At 36.1% G+C, this 24,261-nt stretch carries 18 protein-coding genes; 16 read left to right on the forward strand and 2 right to left on the reverse strand.

Going from position 1 to position 24,261, the window contains the following annotated elements; all coding sequences use genetic code 11:
• The first annotated feature begins 96 nt into the window (after window positions 1-96).
• The 7 genes from topA to ACOCEA_RS17105 all read left to right on the forward strand — a co-directional run bounded on the left by topA (window position 97) and on the right by ACOCEA_RS17105 (window position 9,753).
• The gene (topA, locus tag ACOCEA_RS17075; protein WP_420757487.1) at window positions 97-2,586 is read left to right on the forward strand and encodes a type I DNA topoisomerase; all 2,490 of its coding nucleotides are present in this window, start codon (window positions 97-99) and stop codon (window positions 2,584-2,586) included.
• A 70-nt stretch (window positions 2,587-2,656) separates the two neighbouring features.
• The gene (locus tag ACOCEA_RS17080) at window positions 2,657-3,814 is read left to right on the forward strand and encodes a formimidoylglutamase (RefSeq protein WP_420757488.1); all 1,158 of its coding nucleotides are present in this window, start codon (window positions 2,657-2,659) and stop codon (window positions 3,812-3,814) included.
• A 123-nt stretch (window positions 3,815-3,937) separates the two neighbouring features.
• Window positions 3,938-5,302, forward strand: a complete 1,365-nt coding sequence (gene porK / locus ACOCEA_RS17085) for a T9SS ring complex lipoprotein PorK/GldK (protein ID WP_420757489.1) — start codon at window positions 3,938-3,940, stop codon at window positions 5,300-5,302.
• A gap of 93 nt (window positions 5,303-5,395) precedes the next feature.
• On the forward strand, window positions 5,396-6,049 hold the full coding sequence (gene porL, locus ACOCEA_RS17090) for a type IX secretion system motor protein PorL/GldL (RefSeq protein WP_420757490.1): 654 nt from the start codon (window positions 5,396-5,398) through the stop codon (window positions 6,047-6,049).
• 59 nt (window positions 6,050-6,108) lie between these two features.
• Window positions 6,109-7,668, forward strand: coding sequence for a type IX secretion system motor protein PorM/GldM (gene porM, locus ACOCEA_RS17095; RefSeq protein ID WP_420757491.1), 1,560 nt, complete (start codon window positions 6,109-6,111; stop codon window positions 7,666-7,668).
• 62 nt (window positions 7,669-7,730) lie between these two features.
• Window positions 7,731-8,618, forward strand: coding sequence for a type IX secretion system ring subunit PorN/GldN (gene porN, locus ACOCEA_RS17100; protein WP_420757492.1), 888 nt, complete (start codon window positions 7,731-7,733; stop codon window positions 8,616-8,618).
• A gap of 82 nt (window positions 8,619-8,700) precedes the next feature.
• Window positions 8,701-9,753: an NAD(P)/FAD-dependent oxidoreductase gene (locus ACOCEA_RS17105; protein ID WP_420757493.1), complete on the forward strand. Its 1,053-nt coding sequence runs from the start codon at window positions 8,701-8,703 to the stop codon at window positions 9,751-9,753.
• Here ACOCEA_RS17105 and ACOCEA_RS17110 read toward each other — a convergent pair.
• Window positions 9,743-10,132 carry a DUF983 domain-containing protein gene (locus tag ACOCEA_RS17110; RefSeq protein ID WP_420757494.1) on the reverse strand — a complete coding sequence of 130 codons (390 nt, stop codon included), beginning with the start codon at window positions 10,130-10,132 and terminating at the stop codon, window positions 9,743-9,745. The two genes, ACOCEA_RS17105 and ACOCEA_RS17110, sit on opposite strands and share 11 nt — an antisense overlap.
• A 61-nt stretch (window positions 10,133-10,193) precedes the next feature.
• On the opposite strand from ACOCEA_RS17110, the gene ACOCEA_RS17115 reads away from it, so the two are divergent.
• From ACOCEA_RS17115 to ACOCEA_RS17150, 8 genes are all read left to right on the forward strand, one after another.
• Complete coding sequence (locus tag ACOCEA_RS17115; protein WP_420757495.1) at window positions 10,194-12,104, forward strand: ABC-F family ATP-binding cassette domain-containing protein; 1,911 nt, start codon at window positions 10,194-10,196, stop codon at window positions 12,102-12,104.
• Window positions 12,105-12,268: 164 nt separating this feature from the next.
• Complete coding sequence (locus tag ACOCEA_RS17120) at window positions 12,269-13,144, forward strand: leucine-rich repeat domain-containing protein (RefSeq protein WP_420757496.1); 876 nt, start codon at window positions 12,269-12,271, stop codon at window positions 13,142-13,144.
• 194 nt (window positions 13,145-13,338) lie between these two features.
• Window positions 13,339-14,220, forward strand: a complete 882-nt coding sequence (locus tag ACOCEA_RS17125) for a leucine-rich repeat domain-containing protein (protein WP_420757497.1) — start codon at window positions 13,339-13,341, stop codon at window positions 14,218-14,220.
• 386 nt (window positions 14,221-14,606) lie between these two features.
• Entirely contained in the window at window positions 14,607-15,737 is a 1,131-nt protein-coding gene (locus tag ACOCEA_RS17130; RefSeq protein ID WP_420757498.1) for an efflux RND transporter periplasmic adaptor subunit, read from the forward strand.
• The gene (locus tag ACOCEA_RS17135) at window positions 15,737-19,021 is read left to right on the forward strand and encodes an efflux RND transporter permease subunit (protein ID WP_420757499.1); all 3,285 of its coding nucleotides are present in this window, start codon (window positions 15,737-15,739) and stop codon (window positions 19,019-19,021) included. The genes ACOCEA_RS17130 and ACOCEA_RS17135 overlap by 1 nt, the downstream gene beginning before the upstream one ends.
• Window positions 19,021-20,409 carry a TolC family protein gene (locus tag ACOCEA_RS17140; RefSeq protein ID WP_420757500.1) on the forward strand — a complete coding sequence of 463 codons (1,389 nt, stop codon included), beginning with the start codon at window positions 19,021-19,023 and terminating at the stop codon, window positions 20,407-20,409. The genes ACOCEA_RS17135 and ACOCEA_RS17140 overlap by 1 nt, the downstream gene beginning before the upstream one ends.
• A gap of 25 nt (window positions 20,410-20,434) precedes the next feature.
• Complete coding sequence (locus tag ACOCEA_RS17145) at window positions 20,435-21,106, forward strand: hypothetical protein (protein ID WP_420757501.1); 672 nt, start codon at window positions 20,435-20,437, stop codon at window positions 21,104-21,106.
• Between the two features lie 23 nt (window positions 21,107-21,129).
• Complete coding sequence (locus tag ACOCEA_RS17150; RefSeq protein ID WP_420757502.1) at window positions 21,130-21,312, forward strand: CPXCG motif-containing cysteine-rich protein; 183 nt, start codon at window positions 21,130-21,132, stop codon at window positions 21,310-21,312.
• Window positions 21,313-21,314: 2 nt separating this feature from the next.
• Here the strand turns inward: ACOCEA_RS17150 and ACOCEA_RS17155 are convergent, their stop codons facing one another.
• Window positions 21,315-21,995, reverse strand: coding sequence for a head GIN domain-containing protein (locus tag ACOCEA_RS17155; protein ID WP_420757503.1), 681 nt, complete (start codon window positions 21,993-21,995; stop codon window positions 21,315-21,317).
• A gap of 280 nt (window positions 21,996-22,275) precedes the next feature.
• Here ACOCEA_RS17155 and ACOCEA_RS17160 point away from each other — a divergent pair, with 280 nt between their 5' ends.
• On the forward strand, window positions 22,276-23,865 hold the full coding sequence (locus tag ACOCEA_RS17160) for a carboxylesterase/lipase family protein (protein WP_420757504.1): 1,590 nt from the start codon (window positions 22,276-22,278) through the stop codon (window positions 23,863-23,865).
• Window positions 23,866-24,261 lie beyond the last annotated feature (396 nt).

Consider the following 24,261-nt stretch of genomic DNA (forward strand, 5'->3'; position numbering starts at 1 on the left):
CCCTTGGTTGCAAGGGTGTTTTTTTTGTGTATAATAGGAATTGGATAAGGCAAATTAAAAAATTCAACTACTTTTGTTGCTCATAAAAAACACTACATGGCTAAGAATTTAGTAATTGTTGAGTCACCCGCTAAAGCGAAGACTATTGAGAAGTTTCTTGGAAAAGATTTTAAGGTAGAGTCCAGTTTTGGACATATCGCAGATTTGCCATCTAAAGAACTAGGGGTCGACGTGGATAATGATTTTGAGCCTAAGTATATAGTAGACAAGGAAAAGAAGGCCTTGGTTAAAAAATTAAAGGACCTTGCCAATAAAGCGGAAACCATATGGCTGGCAAGTGATGAAGACCGTGAGGGAGAGGCAATTTCTTGGCATTTGGCTGAGGAGTTGAAATTGGATAAGAAAAAAACAAAAAGGATTGTCTTTAACTCGGTTACCAAAAGTGCAATACAAAAGGCAATTGAAAATCCTAGGGAAATAAATTACAATTTAGTAAACGCCCAACAGGCAAGAAGGGTATTGGACCGTTTGGTTGGGTACCAGTTGTCTCCCGTACTTTGGAAAAAAATAAAACCAGGACTTTCCGCTGGTCGTGTACAGTCAGTTGCCGTACGTTTAATTGTTGAGCGTGAAAGGGATATAGAAGCATTTAAGCCAGAGGCCTCATTTAAGATTTCAGCGGAATTCAAAACAAGCTCAGGGAATGTGTTTTCGGCTAAATTAAGTAAGGCTTTTGACTCAAAAGAGGAAGCAAACGCTTTTTTGGAAAAAAATATTGGAGCAGATTTTTCTGTTGCCAAATTAGATAAAAAACCGGCAAAAAAATCTCCTTCAGCACCGTTTACAACATCTACTTTACAACAAGAAGCATCTAGGAAATTATATTTCTCGGTGGGTAGAACCATGCAAGTTGCACAACGCTTATATGAAGCTGGACTTATAACCTATATGAGAACAGATAGTGTAAACCTTTCTGGGGAGGCCATTGACGCTGCCAAGGAAGCTATCATAAAGAACTACGGTGAGAAATATAGTAAGGTAAGGAGCTTTACCGGAAAATCTAAAGGTGCACAGGAGGCTCACGAAGCAATTAGACCTACAGATATGGGCAACCAGTCTCCTTCATTAGAAAGGGACCAGTCCAAATTATATGATCTAATCTGGAAACGTACCATCGCTTCCCAAATGAGTGATGCGCAATTAGAAAGGACCAACGTTAGGATCAAGGCAAACAAACATGCGGAAGAATTTACGGCTAACGGAGAAGTGATCACTTTTGATGGGTTTCTAAAAGTTTATATGGAAGGTGTTGATGACGAGGATTTAGCAGAAGAACAAGAAGGAATGCTTCCGGCAATGAAAGTAGGTGAGAGGCTTCATAACAATTATATCACCGCAACAGAACGTTTTACAAGGCCACCTTACCGATTTACGGAAGCCTCCTTGGTTAAGAAATTAGAGGAATTGGGTATAGGTAGGCCATCTACCTACGCCCCAACAATTTCTACCATACTCAATAGGGGTTATGTGGAAAAGGGGACCATTGAAGGTATAGAAAGAAAGTATACGCAGTTGGTTTTAGAATCAAATCAAATTAAGGAAAAGAACCTCGCTGAAAATGTGGGTTCCGATAAAGGTAAAATGGTGCCTACGGATATAGGTATGATCGTTACCGATTTCTTAGTGACCAACTTTGGTAATATTTTAGACTACAATTTTACGGCTCAGGTAGAAGAGGATTTTGATGAGATAGCCACGGGAGAAGAAGATTGGAAAAAAATGATGAAAAACTTTTACAAGGATTTTCATCCTACCGTTCTTGATGTGGAAGAAAATGCCGATCGTGCCAGTGGTGAGCGTATACTTGGTATGGACCCTAAAACGGGTAGACAGGTTTCTGTACGTTTGGGACGATTTGGGCCTATGGTACAAATAGGTACCGTAGATGATGAGGACAAGCCCTTATTTGCAAGTTTATTGCCAGATCAGTCTTTAAATACAATAACGTATGAGGATGCTATGGAACTTTTTAAACTACCTCGTAAATTAGGTGTTTATGAAGGTGAAGAGGTAGAGGCAAATGTAGGGCGGTTTGGTCCTTATGTACGTTTCGGTAAAAAATTCATTTCGTTATCTAAGGACGAGAGCGCTATGGAGGTTGAAATGGACCGCGCTATAGAGCTCATTAAAGAAAAACAAAAAGCAGATGCCCCCATAACTACTTATGAAGGTAAAGATGTAACTAAAGGAGTAGGTAGGTTTGGCCCTTTTATAAAATGGGATGGGATATTCATCAATGTGAACAAAAAGTATGATTTTGACAACCTTTCAAAAGAAGATATAGTTGAGCTTATAGAAGCAAAAAAACAAAAAGAGATCGAAAAGGTAGTGCAAAACTGGCCAGATGAGGGTATACGTATTGAAAAGGCCAGGTGGGGTAGACATAATATTATTAAAGGTAAGGTAAAGGTAGAATTGGCAAAAACAGTTGATGCTGCCAATATGAGTTTAAAAGAGGCGGCGGAACTTATTGATAAAAAGACCCCTAAAAAAAAGACAAAAGCCAAACCTAAATCAAAAAAGTAATCTAATTTTGAAATAAGGCCGTTTGTTGGCCATCTTATTTTCCATAAACAGCCAAAAACCAACATTTATCATGGCTTTTGATTTTTTAGTACCTGTATCAGACAAAGTTCTAGCCCACTGTGAATTATTGCCTTCACAAGCAATTGGTAGAAATACATATATACATACTGAAAAGGATGGGCTGCCAGTTCTTGCAAACGCAACCGTTGCCATATTTGGTGTTAAGGAATCTAGGAACGCTTACGAGAAAAAACTCGAAAAACTAGACGTATCCGCTATTAGGCTTCAATTGTATAGATTAATGCTTGGTAATTGGGATTCTACCATAGTGGATTTGGGGGATTTAGAGGAAGGGGAAACAGTAGAAGATACCTACTTTGTTGTTAAGGAAGTAGTGGCCGGTCTGTTGGAGGAAAATATTATTCCTATAATTTTAGGGGCAACACAAGATATAAGTTATCCGGCTTATCGTGCTTTTGATGGAATTAAGAACATGATTAATCTTGTTTCCATAGATAGTAGGTTTGATTTTGGGATAGAGGATGAGCTCATTTCTTCACATTCTTACATGAGTAAAATTATTACCGATAAACCCAATAACCTTTTCAATTTTTCCAATTTAGGGTATCAAAGTTATTTTAATGCCCAAGAGGAGGTAGATTTAATGGAGCGTCTATTTTTTGATGCTTATCGTCTTGGAGAGATTGCCAATGATATCTCTTTGGCAGAGCCTGTGCTTAGAAATGCGCATATGGTAAGTATGGATATGCGCGCTATAAGGGCAAGTGAAATGTTGCTTTCGCCCAATTTTTCACCAAATGGTTTTACTGGTAGGGAAATCTGTGCCATAGCAAGATATGCCGGTATAAGTGATAAGGTGTCGCTGTTTGGAATTTTTGAAATGGAGAACAGTACTCAATCTCAACAATTAATAGCACAAATTATTTGGTATTTTATTGAGGGCATAAATTATAGGATAAAGGAATCTCCATATTCGCGAACAGAAGATTTTATTAAGTATAACGTCCCAACAGGGGATGATGAGCTTGTTTTTTACAAAAGCCTTTTAACAGAAAGATGGTGGATAGAAGTGCCATCTATTTTTACTTCACATACTAAAGAGAATACACCTGCGTTATTACCTTGCACCGAAAAGGATTATTTGGATGCTTGTAATCAAAACGTTCCCGAACGGTGGTTTAAAGCCTATAAGAAAGGTTTTAATTAAAATTAAAATAAATTAATGCTTAAGCGATTTTAATACAATAATTTATTCAAATCGTAGTTTTAGAAGTTAGAATATATTATTGTATTTTCAGTTTATAACCATAATCGAAATTTAACCTAAAGTATGAAGAAGCTATTGTTATCATCTATAGCGTTTGTTTTTTTACTCACGAGTTGTGGGTCAAAGACTAAAGGAGAGCTAACCGGAGTCCAAGGAAAAAAGTGGTATCCGGAAAAACCTTATGGAATGGAACTTATACCAAGGGGTTCTTTTATAATGGGTAAGAGTGAGGAAGATCAAGCCAAAATTTTGAATGCTCCAACCAAAACAGTTACCGTACGTTCATTTTATATGGATGATACCGAGATAACCAACAGCGAGTACCGTCAATTTGTGGAATGGGTCAAAGACTCTATTACCAGAACAAAATTAGCAATACTTGCAGATGAATTGGGCATTGGTCCAGAAGAAGGAGGTATTGGTGACTATGCATTTAAAGATGCAGATACCACGAGAGCATCGGTTTACGATAAGTATATGTTGGATAATTACTCTGGCATGGGTGAAACGGGTTATGAAGGTAGGGCATTGAACAAGGATGAAAACTTAATTTGGGATACTTCAGATTATCCAGATGAATATTATGCAGAGGTGATGGATTCATTGTATATACCAGAAGAGGAATCTTACAATGGTCAGCGTAGTATCGATGTTACTAAATTGAAGTATAAATATAGCTGGATGGATATTGAGGCTGCAGCACGTGCCTCTAAAAAAGGGAAAGGAAGTAGGAAAGATTTTATCCGTACCGAGGAATTGGAAATTTACCCGGATACCACGGTTTGGATCAGGGATTTTGAATACTCTTACAATGAGCCAATGCATAACGATTACTTTTGGCATGATGCCTATAGTGAGTACCCAGTGGTAGGGATATCTTGGGAACAAGCAAAAGCATTCTGTAACTGGAGGACAAAGTTTAAGAACGATGATCAAAAAAGTCGTGGAAGGCAGTTTGTTAATCAATTTAGATTGCCAACAGAGGCAGAATGGGAGTATGCAGCAAGAGGTGGTATTGAAGGTGGAACCTATCCTTGGGGTGGTCCTTACGTAATCAGTGATACGGGTTGTTTTATGGCCAACTTTAAACCTCAGAGAGGCGATTACGCGGCAGATGCGGCACTTTATACTGTTGAGGCCAAGTCATATGAGCCAAATGATTTCAACTTATATAATATGGCCGGTAATGTTTCTGAATGGACAAATTCCAGTTATGATCCAAGTGCATACGATTATGTATCTACAATGAATCCTAACGGTGGAGACCAATCGAATACCAGAAAAGTTATTAGAGGTGGTTCTTGGAAAGATGTTGCCTATTTCCTTCAAGTAAGTACAAGGGATTATGAGTATGCAGATTCGGCACGCAGCTACATAGGATTTAGAACAGTACAAGATTATATGGGAGAGGAAGACTCTACCCAATAAGATAAATAGTAAATAATAATAGTATTTTATAAATAATTTCAAATCAAATTTTAACCAAATCTTTTTTATTAAACCTTAAATTAAATTAAAATCATGGCACAGTCAAAATCAACAAAAAAATTATTTAATATGGCCTATGGCCTAGGAGCATCGGTAGTAATTATTGGTGCATTGTTCAAGATTCTTCACTGGGAATTTGGCCCACTAACAGGTGGTCTATTATTAGCAGTAGGTCTTATTACAGAAGCACTTATTTTTGCAATTAGTGCATTTGAGCCGGTAGACGATGAATATGATTGGTCTTTGGTTTATCCGGAATTGGCTGGTGGAGCAACTTCTGCCCCTAAGAAAAACCAAATGTCTGAAATTAAAGAAGCTGAAACATCTTTATCTAAAAAATTAGATGACCTTTTAAAGGAAGCTGGTGTAGATGCCAACTTAATGGAAAGCTTAGGTTCTAGCATTAAAAACTTTGAAGGTGCGGCAAAAGGTATTGCCCCAACAGTAGATGCAATGGAATCAACTAAAAAATATTCTGATGAAATGGTACAGGCTGCAGCTCAAATGGAGTCTTTAAATAGTCTTTATAAAGTACAGTTAGAAAGTGCAAGCAGACAAGCTTCTGTTAACGAAGAAGTAGTACAAAACGCGAGTGCTCTTAAAGAACAAATGGCTTCTTTATCTACAAACCTTTCTTCATTGAACGGTGTATATGGTGGTATGTTATCTGCAATGAACAGAAACTAATTGGATTTTAACCAACCCAAATCAAGAATTAATTAAAATCTAATTAAATAAAAAAACCCATGGCAGGAGGAAAAGCAACACCACGTCAGAAGATGATCAACTTAATGTATTTGATCTTCATCGCTATGCTGGCGTTAAATATGAGTAAAGAAGTGCTAGCGGCATTCGGTATAATGAATGAAAAGCTAGAGACTTCTAACGCAAAGACAACCGCAAGTAACGAAGCGTTCTTAGGTAGTCTTGAGACTAAAGCATCTGAAGATGCAGCTAAATATGAAAAGCTGTACCAGAATGCCCAGAAAATCAAGTCCATGTCCCAAGAGTATTTTGAATATTTAGAGTCGCTTAAAACAGGTATGACCGAAGGGTTGGAAGATCCAAAGGACTATGCCCGTATGGACAACGCTGATTATTTGGACCAAAAGTTTTTTCAAGGTGACAACCTTTCAGATGGTGGACAGGAATTCATGAAGAGACTTACAGAGTATAGAGATCAAGTAGCTGCAATTGTTCCAGCATCTTTAAAGAGTTCTGTTATTGAACGTTTCCAAACGGGAGATGAGAACGGTAAAGTTGAAAAAAGAGATGGTACAAAGCAAGATTGGATCAACTATCATTATGAAGGTTATCCTTTAGTAGCCTCTTTGGCTAAATTAACGCAGCTTCAGGCAGATGTTAAGATTACTGAGGAAGCAGCTTTAAAATCGATGTTGGAAGGTGAGTTGACTAACCAAGTTTCTTTAAAGAACTTTGCTACTTCATTATCCGCAACAAAATCTGCTTATTACACAGGTGAAAAGTATGATGGTAAAATTATCATTAGTAAAACTGATAATTCTTCTACACCGGTGAGGGCAGAGTTAACTTTGGATGGCAGAAAACTATCTGAAGGTTCTGATTATAAGCTAGAGGCAGGTGGTATAAAAATGTTGATTGGTTCCGGTGCAGCTGGAGACCATGAAGTAAAAGGTACTATCTACTTTATGCAAGATGGCGAGGAAATTCCAGTTGAGGTTAACAATAGCTTCGCGACCATTAGTAAGCCAAACGCGGCTCTTATCGCAGCGGACAAAATGAATGTTGTTTACCGTGGCGTGGCCAACCCAATGTCTATATCGATCCCTGGTATTCCAGATAATAAGGTAAGTGCTTCTGCTCCCGGTTTAAAAGCGGTAAGTGGTAGTAAGTATATCATGAACCCTGGAACGGGTAGAACCGTAACTATCACAGCTTCTGGTACATTGCCAGATGGTCAGCGAATTTCAACTCCGGCAGAGTTTAGGATTAAAGATATTCCGAGACCAGAAGGTACATTGAGTAAGCAACCAGGTAGTGTGAAATTGCCGCGTAAAAATGTAGAGATCGCTACTATTGGAGCAGATTTGGCTGATTTCGATTTTGATCTTAACCTTGCGGTTAGTGGTTTTAAATTTAAAGTGCCTGGACAACCAACTGTTAGCGTAAATGGTAACAAAATGGATGCAAGGGCCAAGTCCGCACTTCAACGTGCAAAAAGAGGTGATGTAGTTCAAATATTTGATATTGAGGCTTATATTACAAATAACAAAAGTTATAAATTGAAAAAAGTATCTCCGGTAGTTGTGGAGATTACAAACTAATTAAGTACTATAAATATACCGGACAGGTTAACCTGTCCGGATAATTTTAAAGTGTAACAAACATGAATTGGAAGAATGTTTTAGTAATAGGAGCCGTAACAATATTGCCGGCTTCCATGATGGCCCAAGCAAATATTTTAAATGCTAAAAGGCCACAGGATGTAGGTATAAGAACCGAAGAGCAAAAAATGGTGGATAATGATGCGCCTTTAGAATACGGTTATGTAGATGATAGGGATATTCTTTGGTCTAAAACTTTATGGGAAACCATAGATTTGGATGAGCGTGTAAATTTCCCATTATACTACCCTACGGATACAATGGACATAGGAAAGGATAGAAGGTCTTTATACCAAGTGTTGATCAAAAATATTAAAAGTGGCAACCTAGAAGTTTATGCAGATTCTTATTTCACTGAAAAAAGGAAATTTAGTGACCTTTCTGCTTCTTTGCAACTAACAGATACATTGGATTATGGTTATGAGCAAATGAACGCTGGTGAGCAAGTTTCAGAAGAGTTTATAACCAGAAGGGACATCACTGCAGCGGATATTGAAGAATACCGTATAAAGGGTATGTGGTATTTTGATAAACGCCAAGGAGAATTGAAATATCGTTTGTTAGGAATTGCTCCTGTTGCACCAGATGTTAATTTTATTGATGATGAGAATCCAGATAAAGTTGAATTATTCTGGGTATGGTATCCAGATTCTCGTGAAATATTACATGAGGCAAAAGTATTTAACCAACTTAATTCTGCTCAGCCTATTTCTTTTGATATGCTACTTAATGCGAGAAGATTCAATGCAGTTATTTATAAAGAGGATAATGTGCATGGCGATCGCAAGGTAAGTGATTATATTGCTGATAATGCTTTATTTCAATTATTGGAAGCAAAACGCATTAAAGAAGCGATCCGAGATAGAGAACAAGATATGTGGGCTTACTAAGCTCGCAAAACAATTCCAATTCAATAAAACAAAGGCTCCGATAATTTTATCGGAGCTTTTTCTTTATACTTACCTTTGCAAAATGGTAGATTATATTGTCGTAGGATTAGGGCTTGCAGGTACTTCTTTTTGTGAGACCCTCAGGAAAAACAATAAAGAATATGTTGTTTATAATGATGATTCGCAGACTTCTTCGTTGGTAGCTGGGGGGATTTCCAATCCAGTAATCTTAAAGCGATTCACACTTGCTTGGCATGCAAAGGAATTATTGCCTATTGCAAACTCTTTTTATGCAAAATTTGAAAAAGAGTTTTCAGTTAAACTTAATTCTGAACTGCCAGTGTTAAGAAGATTAAACTCAATAGAAGAACAAAATAGTTGGTTTCAGGCAACTGACAAACCTAGTTTAAAACGGTTTCTCGCAACTACCTTAGTTCATAATAAAAACCTAAACATAGATGCCCCATTTGATTTTGGGGAAGTGTTATGTACTACAAAGTTGGACACACGTCTACTCATAGAAACCTATAAAAAATATTTGCTAACCAACCATCAATTGGTAACAGAATCTTTTGAACATGGTAAGGTGGTTATCAATAATGATTATGTTGAATATAAAGAATTGAAGGCTAGAAAAATTGTCTTTGCGGAAGGTTATGGCCTCAAGTTTAATTCCTATTTTAATTATTTACCACTTCAAGGCTCTAAGGGGGAATACTTAATTATAAAATCCAGTGCACTCAAAGAGATCAATGCTGTAAAATCTTCCATTTTTATTATCCCTTTAGGTGATGATTTATATAAAATAGGCGCAAATTATGAAAGGTGGGACAAAACCAACCTTCCAACAAATGAAGCTAAAATGGAATTGTTGAATAAGTTAGACGCAACTATAAAATGTTCATATGAAGTTGTTGGTCACGAAGCTGGGATAAGGCCAACTATTAGCGATAGAAGACCATTGTTAGGAAAGCATCCAGAACATGATAAGTTTGCAATCTTAAACGGCTTTGGTTCGCATGGTGTTATGATTGCACCTTGGGCATCAGAACATTTATATCACTATTTGGAAAACGGAAAACATTTAAATCAAGAGGTGGACATTGAAAGGTTTAAGTCCAAATCTAATCTCTAGTTTTCACTGCATTTTTATCGTAAGAAATAAAGAAGTTTATCCAAATATTTCTAGATAGTCTTATAATAATAGGCATAAACGCTATCATTGTAATCACAATGGCTATAAAAGCAGTAGTTAATGTAGTGCCTAATACTAACCTAGCTATTACAAATGCCGCTACCGCAAACGCAATTCCTACTCCGTAACTTACATACATAGCTCCATAAAAAAAGGAAGGTTCAATTTTGTATTTGGTATTACAATGACTACATCTGTCATGCATTTTGAACAAGTTGCCTATATGATAGGGTTTTTTATCCACATACATGCTTTCTTCATGACATTTAGGACAACTTCCTGTTAAAATACTGTAGAGTTTGTTTCCTTTTTTTAACATTTGCAAAACTTTTTACAAAAGTACAGGATTGACCTGTTATTGAATTAATTTCTACATTAAAATGCTAAACATTCACAATCTCTCGGTTTCCTTTGGAGGCGAATATTTATTTGAGGAAATATCTTTTAGGTTAAATGCCGGCAATAGAGTGGGGCTTGTGGGTAAAAACGGGGCTGGTAAATCTACATTGCTTAAACTGCTTTCTAAGGATATGCAGATAGATTCAGGTACCATTGCTATTGAGAAGGACATAAAAATAGGGTTTTTACGTCAAGATATAGATTTCGTACAAGGTAGGACCGTATTGGAGGAGGCATACCAAGCATTCGAGGAAATTAAGGTCTTAGAGGAAAAACTAGACCATATTAATCATCAATTGGCAGAACGTACAGATTATGAAAGTGAATCATACAACCAACTAATTATAGACCTTAGTGACATAACCAGTCATTATGAAATTTTAGGGGGATATAATTACCAAGGGGAAACAGAGAAGATACTTCAGGGTTTAGGTTTTAAGCGAGAGGATTTTGATAAAAAGACCGAAACTTTTTCTGGTGGTTGGCGCATGCGAATTGAGCTTGCAAAATTATTGCTTCAAAGTAATGATGTTTTGTTGTTAGATGAGCCAACAAACCATTTGGATATTGAGTCTATTATTTGGTTTGAACAATTTTTAAATGGGTATACCGGTGCGGTAATGATTGTTTCGCACGATAAAATGTTCTTGGATAATGTGACCAACAGAACCATAGAAATTTCTTTGGGCAGGATTTATGATTATAATAAACCGTATACCCAATATTTGGTTTTGCGTAATGAAATCAAACAGCAGCAGTTAAATGCACAAAAAAATCAAGAAAAAGAGATACAGCAGGCAGAGCGCTTAATCGAAAAATTCAGGGCCAAATCCACCAAAGCCTCTATGGCTCAGTCACTAATAAAAAAATTAGATAAAATAGAGCGTATAGAGGTAGATGAGGATGACAATAGTGTAATGAGCCTTCGCTTCCCTGTATCCGTAACTCCAGGTAAGGTTGTCGTGGAAATCGAGGAGCTTGCAAAAAGTTATGGCGAAAAACATGTATTGAGCGATATTAATCTATTGATAGAACGTGATAGTAAAACTGCTTTTGTGGGTCAAAACGGACAAGGTAAATCTACGTTGGCCAAAATTATAATTGGTGAGCTGGAGCATAAAGGGCATCTGAAACTCGGACATAATGTGCAAATTGGATATTTTGCACAAAACCAGGCAGAATATTTAGATGGAAATAAAACCATTTTAGATACTATGATTGATGCTGCCAATGAAAAAAATAGAAGTAAGGTCCGGGATATTTTAGGTTCCTTCCTGTTTCGTGGAGATGAGGTAGAGAAATATGTAAAAGTGCTTTCTGGGGGTGAGCGCAATAGGTTGGCATTGGCCAAGATGCTATTACAGCCATTTAATGTCTTGGTAATGGATGAGCCAACAAACCATTTGGATATTAAATCTAAGAATGTGCTAAAACAAGCTTGCCTTAATTTTGAAGGTACTTTAATATTAGTTTCTCATGACAGGGATTTTTTACAAGGACTTACTAATAAAGTCTATGAGTTTAAGGATCAAAAGATTAGAGAATATTTAGGGGATATAGATTTTTATCTTGAGCAAAGAAAGGTCGATGATTTTAGGGCTATAGAAAAAAAGCAGACGGTTATCCCTGAAAAAAAACCGCAACAAAAGAACAACACTTTTGAAGAGCAAAAAAAAATAAAAAGTTTAAAAAATCAATTAAGTACCTTAGAAAGTAAAATAGCCAGTTTAGAAAAAGAGATAAAAACTATTGATCATGAGCTATTGTTGAATTATGATAAAACAATTGCCAAACCAAATTTCTTTGATAAATACCAAGCAAAGAAAGCATCGTTGGAGGAGAAGATGCAAAAATGGGAAAATCTTACTATTCAAATAGATGGCCTAGGATAACCTTCACATACATTTTTATTGTGTTCACCACACATTTATAGGTTTTTACAACAATCAAATCGCATTCAACGATAATTTTTGACTTTTAGACGTTATTACAATAGATTTGTAGGATAATTCCTAAAAATATGTTTAAAGCAGGTCTATTCCTAAACTGATTTAAGATGAAGAAAATTTACGTAATACTTTTATTGACGATGTTCGCTACTAGTGTAGGCTATGCTGAGGTGTCCAAAGCGGAGAAGAAAGCCCTTATTGGCTTATATAATAGCACTAATGGAAACCATTGGGTAAAAAAATGGGACCTAAATGCTCCTGTAACAAAATGGTACGGGGTAAAGGTTGTAGAGGATAAGGTTGTTGAGATCAATTTGTTCCACAACAATTTAATGGGCCAAGTCCCAAGCGTTATAGCTGAGCTTAAACATTTGGAGGTCCTTAATCTTGCTTTTAATTCACTTACCGGGGAATTGCCGTCAGAGATCGCATCGTTATCAAAACTTAAGGTATTGAAATTGGAAATGAATAGAATTAAAGGCGAAATTCCTACATCAATAGGTAATTTGGTGGTCTTAGAAGAATTTTCAGCTTTCAACAATTTTCTTAGCGGTGAGATACCTGAGAGTATTGGTAATATCAAAAATTTAAAAATATTAAATCTTTCAAGTAATACGCTTAAAGGTGATATACCCAGCTCGTTAGGTGAGTTAACATCTCTAGAATCATTAGGTCTTTTTGAAAATACCTTAGAGGGTGCAATACCTAAAGAAATGGGTAACCTTAAAAATTTGAAGGAACTCGTATTGGCAAATAATAGTCTTAATGGTGAAATTCCTAAGGAATTTGAACAGCTGGCAAGTTTAGAAGTATTTCAAATACAGAACAATAAATTCTCTTCCTTCAAGAATTTGGAAATGATGGAAACTAAGGAATATTTGGTGTTTGATTATGACAAAGAAGACAGGAAAATAGACTTTAGGGATCTTAAGTTTAAGGAGACAAGAATGGCCGATACAAAATTTGAAGATATTGAAGAATAAGAGTAGTTTACACTTTTAGTTAGTTTGGTTAAAAAAGAGATATGTTAAATATCTCTTTTTTTTTATTGCTAAGTCATATTTATGAAAATGTCACGTTATAGATAAGTATGTGTCATTTAGATTGGCACCCATAAAGAATTACAGCCAAAAATAGGTTTTGTATGGTTAAGGTTAGTTTGTTAATTATGTATAGTATGAAACGTTTTTTAAGTTATTTTCTATTCTTTGGTTTTTCACTTTTTACTATTTCCCTTAGAGCCCAGGTATCACAGTTAGAAAAAAGTGTCCTTAAAGAATTTTATAAGAAGACAGACGGAGACAACTGGCATGTGAAATGGAATTTAGAGGCTGGCATAGAAACATGGCATGGGGTTGTATTAGAAAATGGACATGTATCGGAAATTAATCTACACAGAAATGGCTTAAAAGGTAATATTCCAAAAAGTATAGGGGGATTAAAGCACTTAAAGGTGCTAGATTTATCTTTTAATAATTTGACTAGTAGTATTCCACCATCTTTGTTAAGTATTAAAAGTCTAACAACGGTCAAATTAGAAATGAACAATTTAACTGGTGAAATTCCCAAAAATTTTGACAAAGACAATAGTTTACAGGAATTAACACTATTCAATAATTCTTTGAGCGGAAAAATTCCGGAGCAAATAGGTGAAGCCATTACATTAAAAGTATTGAATCTTTCAAGTAATTTCCTAGAAGGTAGTCTGCCAAAATCAATAATGAATTTAGAAGATTTAACAATGTTGGAGGTTTTTGGTAATAAGTTGCATGGAAGCATAGAAATAGATTTTGAGGGATTGAAAAAACTTGAAGACTTAGTGCTTTCAAATAATCAATTTGAAGGGAATTTACCCCAGAGTATTGCAAGGCTTAAAAATTTAAAGTTTGTTCAATTACAAGGGAATAACTTCAAATCTATCCGCTCATTATTAAATTCTAGGTCTGAAGGTATTGCCACTTTTGAGAGTGATGATGAGTTTTTGAATATGAAATTTAAAAATGATGCCATCAATCGCACTAGACTGGCAAAAACACAATTTGAGGATTCTAATAATTAATTCCGTTAGCATATTGGTAAAAGGGATGTACACGCATCCCTTTTTTTGTGCCTGAGTTTTAGAAGATGTTAAATTTTTATGAAATTTTTAACCTAGCATCTTCCGTAGTGCAGTACTGTTTTTTTGTAGCTTCGCCCATTGATTGTAAGGTCAAACCAATATTTATAGAGTATTGTGCCATACGCGGGCAAATTATTATTTGGGAAGATTTGAATGTTAATAAGGTTCGTCCTAATTGTTTATATATCCGCATAGATTCAATAGGAACAATGGTTATAATGAACGTAGGTCTTTTATAATTCCAATTAACATGAAATTAATTTGATTCTGCATTTAAACCAAATTTGTTAAGCGTAGTCATAACTAAAGTTTTAAACCAAAACCAAATGCGAAAAATTATCTTTACCGGTCTAGGTATTGTACTGATTGTGTTATCATTATTCATGGCTAAAATGATTGTAGATAACAAAAAAACATTTAAACCCAGAGCTCAAAAAGTGGTAAAAACAGTTTTTACCGAAGTGGTAGAAAATAAGACTGTGCCCATTATTGTTACTGCCAATGGGAATTTATCTGCTAAACAGCGTGTTGAGCTTTATGCTGAGGTGCAAGGTGTTTTTAGAAAGGGAGGTAAGTTATTTAAAGAAGGTCAATCTTTTGTCAAAGGGGAGACTGTAATAAAGATTGATGCTGAGGAATATGCGGCAAGTGTCCAATCTGCAAAAAGTAATTTTTACAACGATCTAACATCAATAATGCCAGATTTAAGATTGGATTACCCAGCAATATATCCTAAATGGCAAGAATACTTAAATTCATTTGATTTAACCAAAAGTGTACCTAGCCTTCCAGAAATGTCCACAGAGAACGAACGATTTTTCATTTCGGGCAGAGGAATTTTAACAAGTTACTATAATGTTAAAAATTTAGAACAGAGGCTTTCAAAGTACAGAATAGTCGCCCCGTTTACCGGTGTGTTAACTGAAGCTTTGGTAACAGAGGGGACCTTGGTTAGGTCTGGTCAGAAATTGGGAGAATTTATTAATCCAGATGTATATGAGTTGGAAGTTTCCGTTAGTAAAACATACACCGATCTACTTAAGGTAGGGGAATCTGTGGAACTAACCAATTTAGATGACAATAAAACCTATACTGGTACGGTTGCCAGAATAAATGGTAGGGTAGACCAAGCGTCACAAACAACAAAAGCCTATATAGAAGTAAAAAGCAAAGATCTTAAAGAGGGTATGTATCTAGAAGCGAACCTGGATGCAAAAAAAGAGGAAAATGCTATAGAAATAGATAGAAGTTTATTGCTAGAGGGCAATAAAATATTTGTTGTTCGGGATTCCATACTTGATTTAATAGATGTTAAACCGGTTTATTTTTCTAATAAACGTGTTGTTCTAAAAGATGTTCCAGACGGTCTTACCATAATGTCCAAGCCCTTAATAGGTGCTTACACCGGTATGTCTGTAAAAGTATATGAAGACAAAACTGATAACACCAAAGGTTGATGCGAAAAATTATTGAATACTTCATTAGGTACCACGTTGCTGTAAACGTTGTGGTCATCTCGTTTGCGTTGTTTGGAATTGTTGGGGCAAGATCACTTAAGTCTTCTTTCTTCCCATTGACGGATTCTAAAAACATTTCTATAAGCATAACTTACCCAGGAGCTTCGCCGCAAGAGGTAGAAGAAGGAATCGTCTTAAAAATTGAGGATAATCTTAAAGGGCTGGAAGGAGTAGATAGGGTAACGTCAACTTCAAGGGAAAACAGCGGTACTATCAATATAGAAATTGAGAAAGGCAGGGATATAGATTTTATGCTACTAGAAGTGAAAAATGCAGTAGATAGGGTGCCCACTTTCCCAACAGGTATGGAGCCACTGATTGTTTCCAAATTAGAGGCTGTTAGGCAAACCATAAATTTTGCTATTAGCGGTGAGGATATACCTTTGGCAACTTTAAAAAGTGTTGGTAGGCAAATAGAAAATGACCTAAGGGCCATAGATGGTATTTCACAAATTGAGATTTCTGGTTATCCTGCCGAAGAAATTGAAATTGCGGTTAATGAAAACAGTTTGTTGGCATATGGAATTTCATTTTCTGAAGTTGCCCAAGCCGTTGGCAACGCTAATATTTTAGTGACCGGTGGTAATATAAAGACAGATGCTGAAGAGTACTTAATTCGGGCAAATAACCGTTCTTATTATGGCGATGAACTATCTAACTTGATAATTAAGGCAGATCCATCTGGTAGTACCATCCGATTAAAGGATATTGCCGATATAAGGGATAGGTTTGCAGAGAATCCTAACGCCTCATATTTTGATGGTAATTTATCGGTCAACACCTCTATTACCAGTACAAATACTGAAGATTTAATTGGTTCTGCTGATAAGGTAAAAGAGTATATAGCAGATTTTAACCAGAAATATAACAATGTCACTTTAGATATAGTATCGGACCAATCCACTACTCTGGTGCAGCGTACTCAGCTATTAACCGAGAACGCTATCATGGGTATGATTTTGGTGCTTATTTTCCTTTCCCTGTTTCTAAATACCCGTTTGGCATTTTGGGTTGCCTTTGGTCTTCCGGTGGCTTTTTTAGGGATGTTTGTTTTTGCAGGATTTTTTGATGTTACCATAAACGTACTTTCCTTATTCGGTATGATTATCGTAATAGGTATTCTGGTAGATGATGGTATCGTTATCGCGGAGAATATTTATCAACATTATGAAAAAGGCAAATCACCTGTTCAAGCGGCGGTAGATGGCACTTTAGAGGTATTGCCTCCAATTATTTCTGCCATCATCACCACAATTTTGGCATTCTCTATTTTCTTGTTTTTGGATAGTAGGATTGGTGAGTTTTTTGGAGAAGTGTCTGTAATTGTAATCCTAACACTGGTAGTGTCATTAATAGAGGCGTTGATTATTCTACCGGCTCACTTGGCACATTCAAAAGCGCTACAACCATTGAATAATAGGCCAAAAAAAGGCTTGGCAAAAGCTTTTGCCAAGCTTCGAATTATCAATGAGTCTGGAGATCGTTTTATGACTTGGATGCGAGATAAGTTATACGCCCCTTCCTTAAGGTTTGCCATGAAGTACAAGGTACTTACGTTCAGCTTTTTTGCAATGGCCCTTATATTGACTTTTGGCTCAGTAGGTGGTGGTATTATCAGAACTGCATTTTTTCCGCGTGTTGCCAGTGATAGGGTAAGTATTGAGTTGCAGATGCCTAATGGTACTAATGAAAAGATTACAGATTCTATTATTACTCTGATTGAGGATAAAACGGAAATTGTAAACCAGGAATTAACGGAGAAATATCTGAAGGGAACGGGCAAGGTGCTTTATGAAAACATTATTAGGCGATTAGGTCCAGGATCTTCTACCGCACAACTTACAATTAACCTGTTGCCTGGTGAAGAAAGACCAGATGAAATCGTATCTGATATGATTACAAATAGGGTGCAAGAATTAGTTGGCCCTGTGATAGGTGTTGAGAGTCTAATATATGGTTCTGGTGGTAATTTTGGAGGTTCACCTGTATCTGTGTCCCTTTTGGGGAATAATATTGAGGAATTAAAGGCGGCAAAAAGTGAGTTAAAGGGTGTGTTGCAAAATAATTCAAGATTAAAGGACATATCGGATAATGATCCTGCGGGAATAAAAGAAATTCGCTTACAGTTAAAGGAAAATGCGTACTTGTTGGGCTTAGATTTAAGAACGGTCATGAACCAAGTAAGGTCTGGTTTCTTTGGGGTACAGGCACAGCGTTTTCAAAGAGCTCAAGATGAGATTAGGGTTTGGGTGAGGTATGATCGTGAAGATCGATCTTCTATAACCAATTTGGATGATATGCGAATTGCAACACCTACCGGCGAGCGTGTGCCACTTAAGGAAATCGCGGACTACACGATAGAAAGAGGCGATGTTGCGATTAACAGATTGGAAGGGAGAAGGGAAATCCAAGTTTCGGCCGATATGAAGGATATTAAGGATAGTCCGACTGAGATTATGACTGAGATCCAAAATGTAATTATGCCAGATATACAATCTAGATATCCTACGGTTACGGCATCCTATGAAGGTCAGAATAGGGAGTTGGGTAAGCTTACAGGTTCTTTAAAGCTTGTTGGCTTTACTGTAATATTACTCATTTACATCACCATAGCCTTTACATTTAGAAGTTTTAGTCAACCGCTTATGTTATTGCTTTTGGTGCCATTTAGTTTTACGGCTGTAGCCTGGGGGCATTGGATACACGATTTTCCAATTAATGTAATTTCACTTTTAGGTATTATAGCACTTGTTGGTATTATGGTAAATGATGGATTGGTGCTAATAGGTAAATTTAATAGTAACTTAAAAGAAGGTATGACTTTTGACAATGCTATTTTTGAGGCAGGCAAATCTAGGTTCCGTGCCATTTTTCTAACTTCAATAACAACCATTGCCGGTTTGGCACCATTGATGGCGGAAACTAGTAGACAGGCGCAATTTCTTAAACCTATGGCCATATCCATAGCATATGGCATTGGTATCGCAACCATCTTAACCTTACTTATGTTGCCTCTTTTCTTATCATTTAGTAATAATCTAAAATCTAAAAATAGAATGTTGGCCTCAGGGCATAAGATTACCAAAGAGGAAGTGGAACGTGCCATTAAGGAACAGGTGGAAGCTGCTCATTTAGAGGGTCATAGCAAACATGGTTCTAACGGTGTTACTGGCGTAATTGGACAGCATTCAAAATCACAAAAAGAATTAGAAGGAAAATTGTAATGATAAGAATTAAAATTACTGCCTTAATTTATTTGGGCACACTTTATAGTGCATCCGCACAAGAAGATTTACTTTCTAAAGAAGAGGCGGTTGCTAAGGCTTTGGAAAATAATTTTGGTATTGAGATTGCTAAGAATCAAGTAGATATTGCAGAGAATAATGCAAGCATGTTAAATTCTGGGTATTTACCAACATTAACGGCCACCGCTGGAGCTAATTATAATAGAGATGATTCTAATATTGAATTTCCAGGTAGGTTTGTTTTGGATTCACTAAATAATGTGGTTACGGACCCAAATACAGGGGGACCACTTCCGTTTCCTGATGTAGAAATTAATAAAGCAGAAGCGCAAAGATATAGTGCGGGTTTAAATGCGAATTATACTTTGTTTGATGGTCTTGGTAGATTGTATAATTACAAGAGATTAAAAGAACAATATCAATTAAGTGGATTACAAGCGCGTGAGACCATCGAGAATACTATAGTTCAAATGTTCAGTATTTATTTTGAGATTGCCAGATTAACCGAAAACAAAAATGTACAGGCACAAGCTTTAGAAATTTCAAAACAACGAATTACTAGAGCGGAATATGCGTTTGAATTTGGACAGAATACCAAACTTGATATTTTAAATGCCCAGGTTGATGTAACCAATGATAGTATTAATTTGTTAAATACGAATCAACAATTGACTAATGCCAAAAGGGATTTGAATGTTGTTTTAAATCAAAATTTAAATGAAAATTTTCGGGTAGACACTACAGTAATATTTATTCCAAAACTAAAAATTGTTGAATATATGGATGAGGTTATTTCCAATAACGCGGCAATTTTGCAAACGGAGAGGAATTTAAAGATTAATGAATATGATATAAAAGTAAGTCAGTCTGGTTTTTTACCAACCATAGGCTTAACAGGGTCTTATGGATGGAACTTAAACCAAAGTGCTGCCTCTGCATTTTTTCCTGGGACTAATAATCAAACATATAGTCTAGGTTTGGGAGCTAGTTTAACTTGGAATTTGTTTGATGGTGGTGGTACTATGATACGGGTTAAAAACGCTAAAATCACCTATGCAAATCAAGAATTGTTAAAAAAGCAAGTAGAGCTAGAGGTAAATAGGGACATGCAAAATGCAATGGCCATCTACGAGAATAGGCTGAATATTTATAGGATTCAAGAGCAGAACGTGATTACCAATCAAAATAATTTTGAACGTTCAAAGGAACAGTTTCAATTGGGTAGAATAACATCAATAGAGTTTAGGCAAGCGCAAATAAATTTGTTGAATGCACAAACCAATAAAAATTTGGCCAAGTATGATGCTAAATTAGCAGAATTACAATTGCTTCAGCTCACAGGTCAATTATTAAATGTAGCATTTTAAGTTCCATAAAATTAAAGTATAATACATGTACAGTGAAAAATCGGACAAGGAGCTTTTAGAATTACTGGAAGATCATGCTTTGTTGACTTTTGAGTCGCAATTATGTCTAAAGGAAGAATTGGCAAAAAGGAATCTAAACGAGAATATTTCAGATTTAGATCAAGCCATATCAGATAAATTAGCGGGAATAAAAAACCTTGAGTATCTTAAGGACTATGGATTAAGCGCCAATAGGGACGAAAATGGCCTAGTAATTACAAGAACAACCAAAGCCATGTTAACTGATATTCTTGCTGTGATTTTAGGTTTGATAGTTTTTTTTATTGGTATATATGGCATTGTAAACCTAGTTATGACATTTGTAAATGGTGAAGAGCTGGATGTTTTTACCTTGGCATTTAAATTTGCCGTTGCAGCATTGGTTTTTATAGGTTTAAGTTTTCTTGGCGGACTAAAACGTTTGTTTGATTATTCTGGTTTTGAACTATCAAACAGGGGAGATGGTATTACCTTAAGAAAAAGGTTTGATGTTAAATTGGAAGATTTAAAAGCCAGTCAAGATGATCTTTATTTAGATTATGAAGATGATTCCCTACAACTTAAATTGAGCGATGAGGTTATACTTACATCCACTACAGAGAACTTGGTCCAAAAAATGACGCTGGAAGAGCTGACAAAACAATTAAAAAACGGCTAAAAAAAGTAGCTTTATTTAATACCATGTTCGAACATTTTTTTCAATGTCCTTATTGTTGGGAAGAGATTTCCATGTTAATGGATCCTTCTGTTTCTAAGCAATCGTACATAGAAGATTGTGAAATCTGTTGCAATCCTATAGAAGTAACCCCTCAATTTGAAAAGAGGGCGCTGGTTTCATTTGATGCTATGGCCATAGGTCAATAACATTAATCTACTTCCGTTATCTTACCGCCAAAAACTTTATCCTTTGAAATATTCTTTGGCTTACCATGAATATATATAGAGCCGCCCGCCTTTACTTTTGCGTTAATAGCATCAGTGGCCCTAACATCTGCTCTGCCACCAGCCATTACTGTTACTACGGTCTCCTTTGTGTTTAAATCTTTGTTATAGGCTTTACCTCCCGTATTTACAGAAATTTCTTGTTTATTACTTTTACCTGTTAGCGTTATTTCGCTACCGGAAACAGACCTAATGAAAACATTGTCTAAATCTACTTTTAAATCAATAATGCCACCTTCTTGGCCTTTGATTTCAACAGAATTACCTTTGAAGGTCTCATCAGAGATAATTTTGGCATTTTCATTTACGTCCAATAGGGTTAGTTCTTCGGTATAATAAAGCGTTGCCTTTGCCTCGTCACCATCCATGAAATTATCAAACGCCATCTTAATTTTTAATAATCCGTTTTTGTTGGATATATTAACTTCATCTTTGTCGTCCCCAGAAATGACTAGTTTGTTTTCGTTGCTTTTTACCAATGCTACTATGATTCTATCGTAGACCTTTAGTTCCTTGAATTTATCTAAGGTTTTTGTGTTTGTGCTTTGGGCAAGACAAGATGTAGAAATTAGTAGTAAAATGATGGATGGTAAATATTTTTTCATTTGAATTTATTTATGGTAGTGATAAAGTCATGGGAAAATTAATATAATTTCCTCAATTAATATACCAGGCAAGTAGATATTCTGGAATGGCAGGTTATAACGTAGTTTGCCTCATAAATGTTTTAGCTCCAAGCTGAGGTTGTCTGTTTTTTCAATAAAATTCCATTTAAATTTAAAAATATAGTATTATTGTTATAAATTGAGACAATAAAGAATTAACCAATTAAAGACAATGAAAAAGCTCATCTTATTTTTAGTTTTGATACAACAAATTAATGTTATGGCACAAGATAAAAATGCATTTGCCGTACAAGTAAAATTAACCAATGGCATAATTGAAGGCAACTACAATTCACATGATAACATTCAGACGTATTTTGGTATACCATTTGCCAAACCACCCATTAATGATCTTAGATGGAAAGCACCACAGCCATTGGATCCTTGGGAAGGGGTAAAGGAAACCAAAAGCTTTGGCCCAAGACCAATGCAAACCATGGTTTTTGGCGATATGGATTCCAGATCTGCAGGACTAAGTGAAGATTGCCTGTATTTAAACGTGTGGACACCTGCTAAACGAAATACAGAAGGATTGCCAGTATTGGTTTATTTCTATGGAGGAGGTAATGTTGCAGGGGACGCTTCTGAACCTAGATATGATGGCAGAAGCATGGCTAAAAAAGGTATGGTTGTTGTTACCACAAACTACCGTTTAAATGTCTTTGGTTTCTTGGCTCATCCTGAACTAACGAAAGAAGCATCATATAATGCATCGGGAAATTATGGCTTATTAGACCAAAATGCAGCCTTACAATGGGTACAGGACAATATTAAAGCTTTTGGGGGTAATCCAAAAAAAGTTACCATAGCAGGGGAATCTGCAGGTTCTATTGGAGTTAGCCAACATATGGCGTCGCCATTATCTAAGAACCTAATTGCTGGTGCTATAGGTGAAAGTGGTGCAAGTATACATCCGACAATGCCACCAATTCCTTTAGAAGAAGCGGAGAAAATAGGGTCTGAATTTATAGCAAAGGCCGGTTTTAGTTCAATAGCGCAATTACGTAGTCTTTCTACAAGGGAAGTATATGAAATATATAATGAATCTGGCAGATTTGGATTCTCTCCCGTGATTGATGGTTATTTCTTGCCAAAATCATTGCCAGAAATATTTGAAGCTAAGGAACAAGCGCAAGTCCCACTTTTGTTAGGTTGGAATTCCGCAGAGATTCCCGGTGGGGCCTATATGCAAGGTAAACCTTATACTGAGGAGAATTTTGTAAGTAAGGTGAAAAATGATTATCCAGACAATGCCGATGAAGTTTTGGGACTATACCCACATAGTTCTGAAAAAGAAGTTGAGCTTTCAGCAACTGCTTTGGCTTCCGATAGGTTTATAGCGTATAGCACTTGGAAATGGTTCGATTTACATCGAAAAAATAGTAAGCAACCTGTTTATCGCTATTTATATAGTAAAATTAGACCATCATTAGTTGATAATACTAGGGTGTCTGGTTTAGCTGGTGGGACTATAGAAAAAAGCGGTGAGGAAGAATCATCAGCTCCAAAACCAGTTGGCGCACCACATGCTTGTGAGATTGAATATTGTATGGGGAATTTACATTTAATTGATGATTATGCATGGACAGCTGAAGATTATCAAGTCTCTAAGACCATGCAAGCGTATTTTGCAAACTTTATTTTGACTGGCAATCCTAATGCGGAAACATTACCAGTATGGAATTCTGCAGAAGCAAAGGATCCAACTCCTCCCGTAATGATATTGGATACGGAAAGTAAACAGATTGAAATAGATACCGATAATCGCTATTTATTTTTAGATGGAGTTTATAGTAAGGCCAAAAAATAAAAATCTTGGGTTAGAATCTGTCAATAGGTAGTAGTTGATAAGCTATTATAAAACTACACATTCATACTTTCTATGCAATCCCTTACCAATGCGTTATTGGTAAGGGTACTTGCAAAATTAAAGCCATGTTTGCTAAATTTTATGTAAAGCCCATATAAGGTAGCCCTAGTTAAAGCGCAAACCGTTTTACAGTGTAAAGCTTCCATATTGGTCATTATGTGTTGTACAATGTAGTAAGACAAATTCTGTTGGCATGGAATACATACAGAATAGTTTTTAAGACACCTAACTTAGGATAGGAAGGTGTTTTTTCATCTTTTTCTATAGACACGGTCTTGTAAGCTCACCAAATCCAATACTTTTACTTACGATCGTACGGTTTAAAGAAAATGTCTC

Source organism: Maribacter luteocoastalis (genome assembly GCF_048890225.1).
Classification (GTDB): Bacteria; Bacteroidota; Bacteroidia; order Flavobacteriales; family Flavobacteriaceae; genus Maribacter; species Maribacter luteocoastalis.

Coding starts and splice junctions, on each gene's coding strand:
- porK (WP_420757489.1), top strand. CDS start 3,938: ATGAAGAAGCTATTGTTATCATCTATAGCGTTTGTTTTTTTACTCACG.
- ACOCEA_RS17150 (WP_420757502.1), top strand. CDS start 21,130: ATGTTCGAACATTTTTTTCAATGTCCTTATTGTTGGGAAGAGATTTCC.
- porN (WP_420757492.1), top strand. CDS start 7,731: ATGAATTGGAAGAATGTTTTAGTAATAGGAGCCGTAACAATATTGCCG.
- ACOCEA_RS17105 (WP_420757493.1), top strand. CDS start 8,701: ATGGTAGATTATATTGTCGTAGGATTAGGGCTTGCAGGTACTTCTTTT.
- ACOCEA_RS17145 (WP_420757501.1), top strand. CDS start 20,435: ATGTACAGTGAAAAATCGGACAAGGAGCTTTTAGAATTACTGGAAGAT.
- topA (WP_420757487.1), top strand. CDS start 97: ATGGCTAAGAATTTAGTAATTGTTGAGTCACCCGCTAAAGCGAAGACT.
- ACOCEA_RS17160 (WP_420757504.1), top strand. CDS start 22,276: ATGGCACAAGATAAAAATGCATTTGCCGTACAAGTAAAATTAACCAAT.
- ACOCEA_RS17140 (WP_420757500.1), top strand. CDS start 19,021: ATGATAAGAATTAAAATTACTGCCTTAATTTATTTGGGCACACTTTAT.
- ACOCEA_RS17125 (WP_420757497.1), top strand. CDS start 13,339: ATGAAACGTTTTTTAAGTTATTTTCTATTCTTTGGTTTTTCACTTTTT.
- porM (WP_420757491.1), top strand. CDS start 6,109: ATGGCAGGAGGAAAAGCAACACCACGTCAGAAGATGATCAACTTAATG.
- ACOCEA_RS17110 (WP_420757494.1), bottom strand. CDS start 10,132: ATGTTAAAAAAAGGAAACAAACTCTACAGTATTTTAACAGGAAGTTGT.
- ACOCEA_RS17120 (WP_420757496.1), top strand. CDS start 12,269: ATGAAGAAAATTTACGTAATACTTTTATTGACGATGTTCGCTACTAGT.
- ACOCEA_RS17115 (WP_420757495.1), top strand. CDS start 10,194: ATGCTAAACATTCACAATCTCTCGGTTTCCTTTGGAGGCGAATATTTA.
- ACOCEA_RS17080 (WP_420757488.1), top strand. CDS start 2,657: ATGGCTTTTGATTTTTTAGTACCTGTATCAGACAAAGTTCTAGCCCAC.
- ACOCEA_RS17130 (WP_420757498.1), top strand. CDS start 14,607: ATGCGAAAAATTATCTTTACCGGTCTAGGTATTGTACTGATTGTGTTA.
- ACOCEA_RS17155 (WP_420757503.1), bottom strand. CDS start 21,995: ATGAAAAAATATTTACCATCCATCATTTTACTACTAATTTCTACATCT.
- ACOCEA_RS17135 (WP_420757499.1), top strand. CDS start 15,737: ATGCGAAAAATTATTGAATACTTCATTAGGTACCACGTTGCTGTAAAC.
- porL (WP_420757490.1), top strand. CDS start 5,396: ATGGCACAGTCAAAATCAACAAAAAAATTATTTAATATGGCCTATGGC.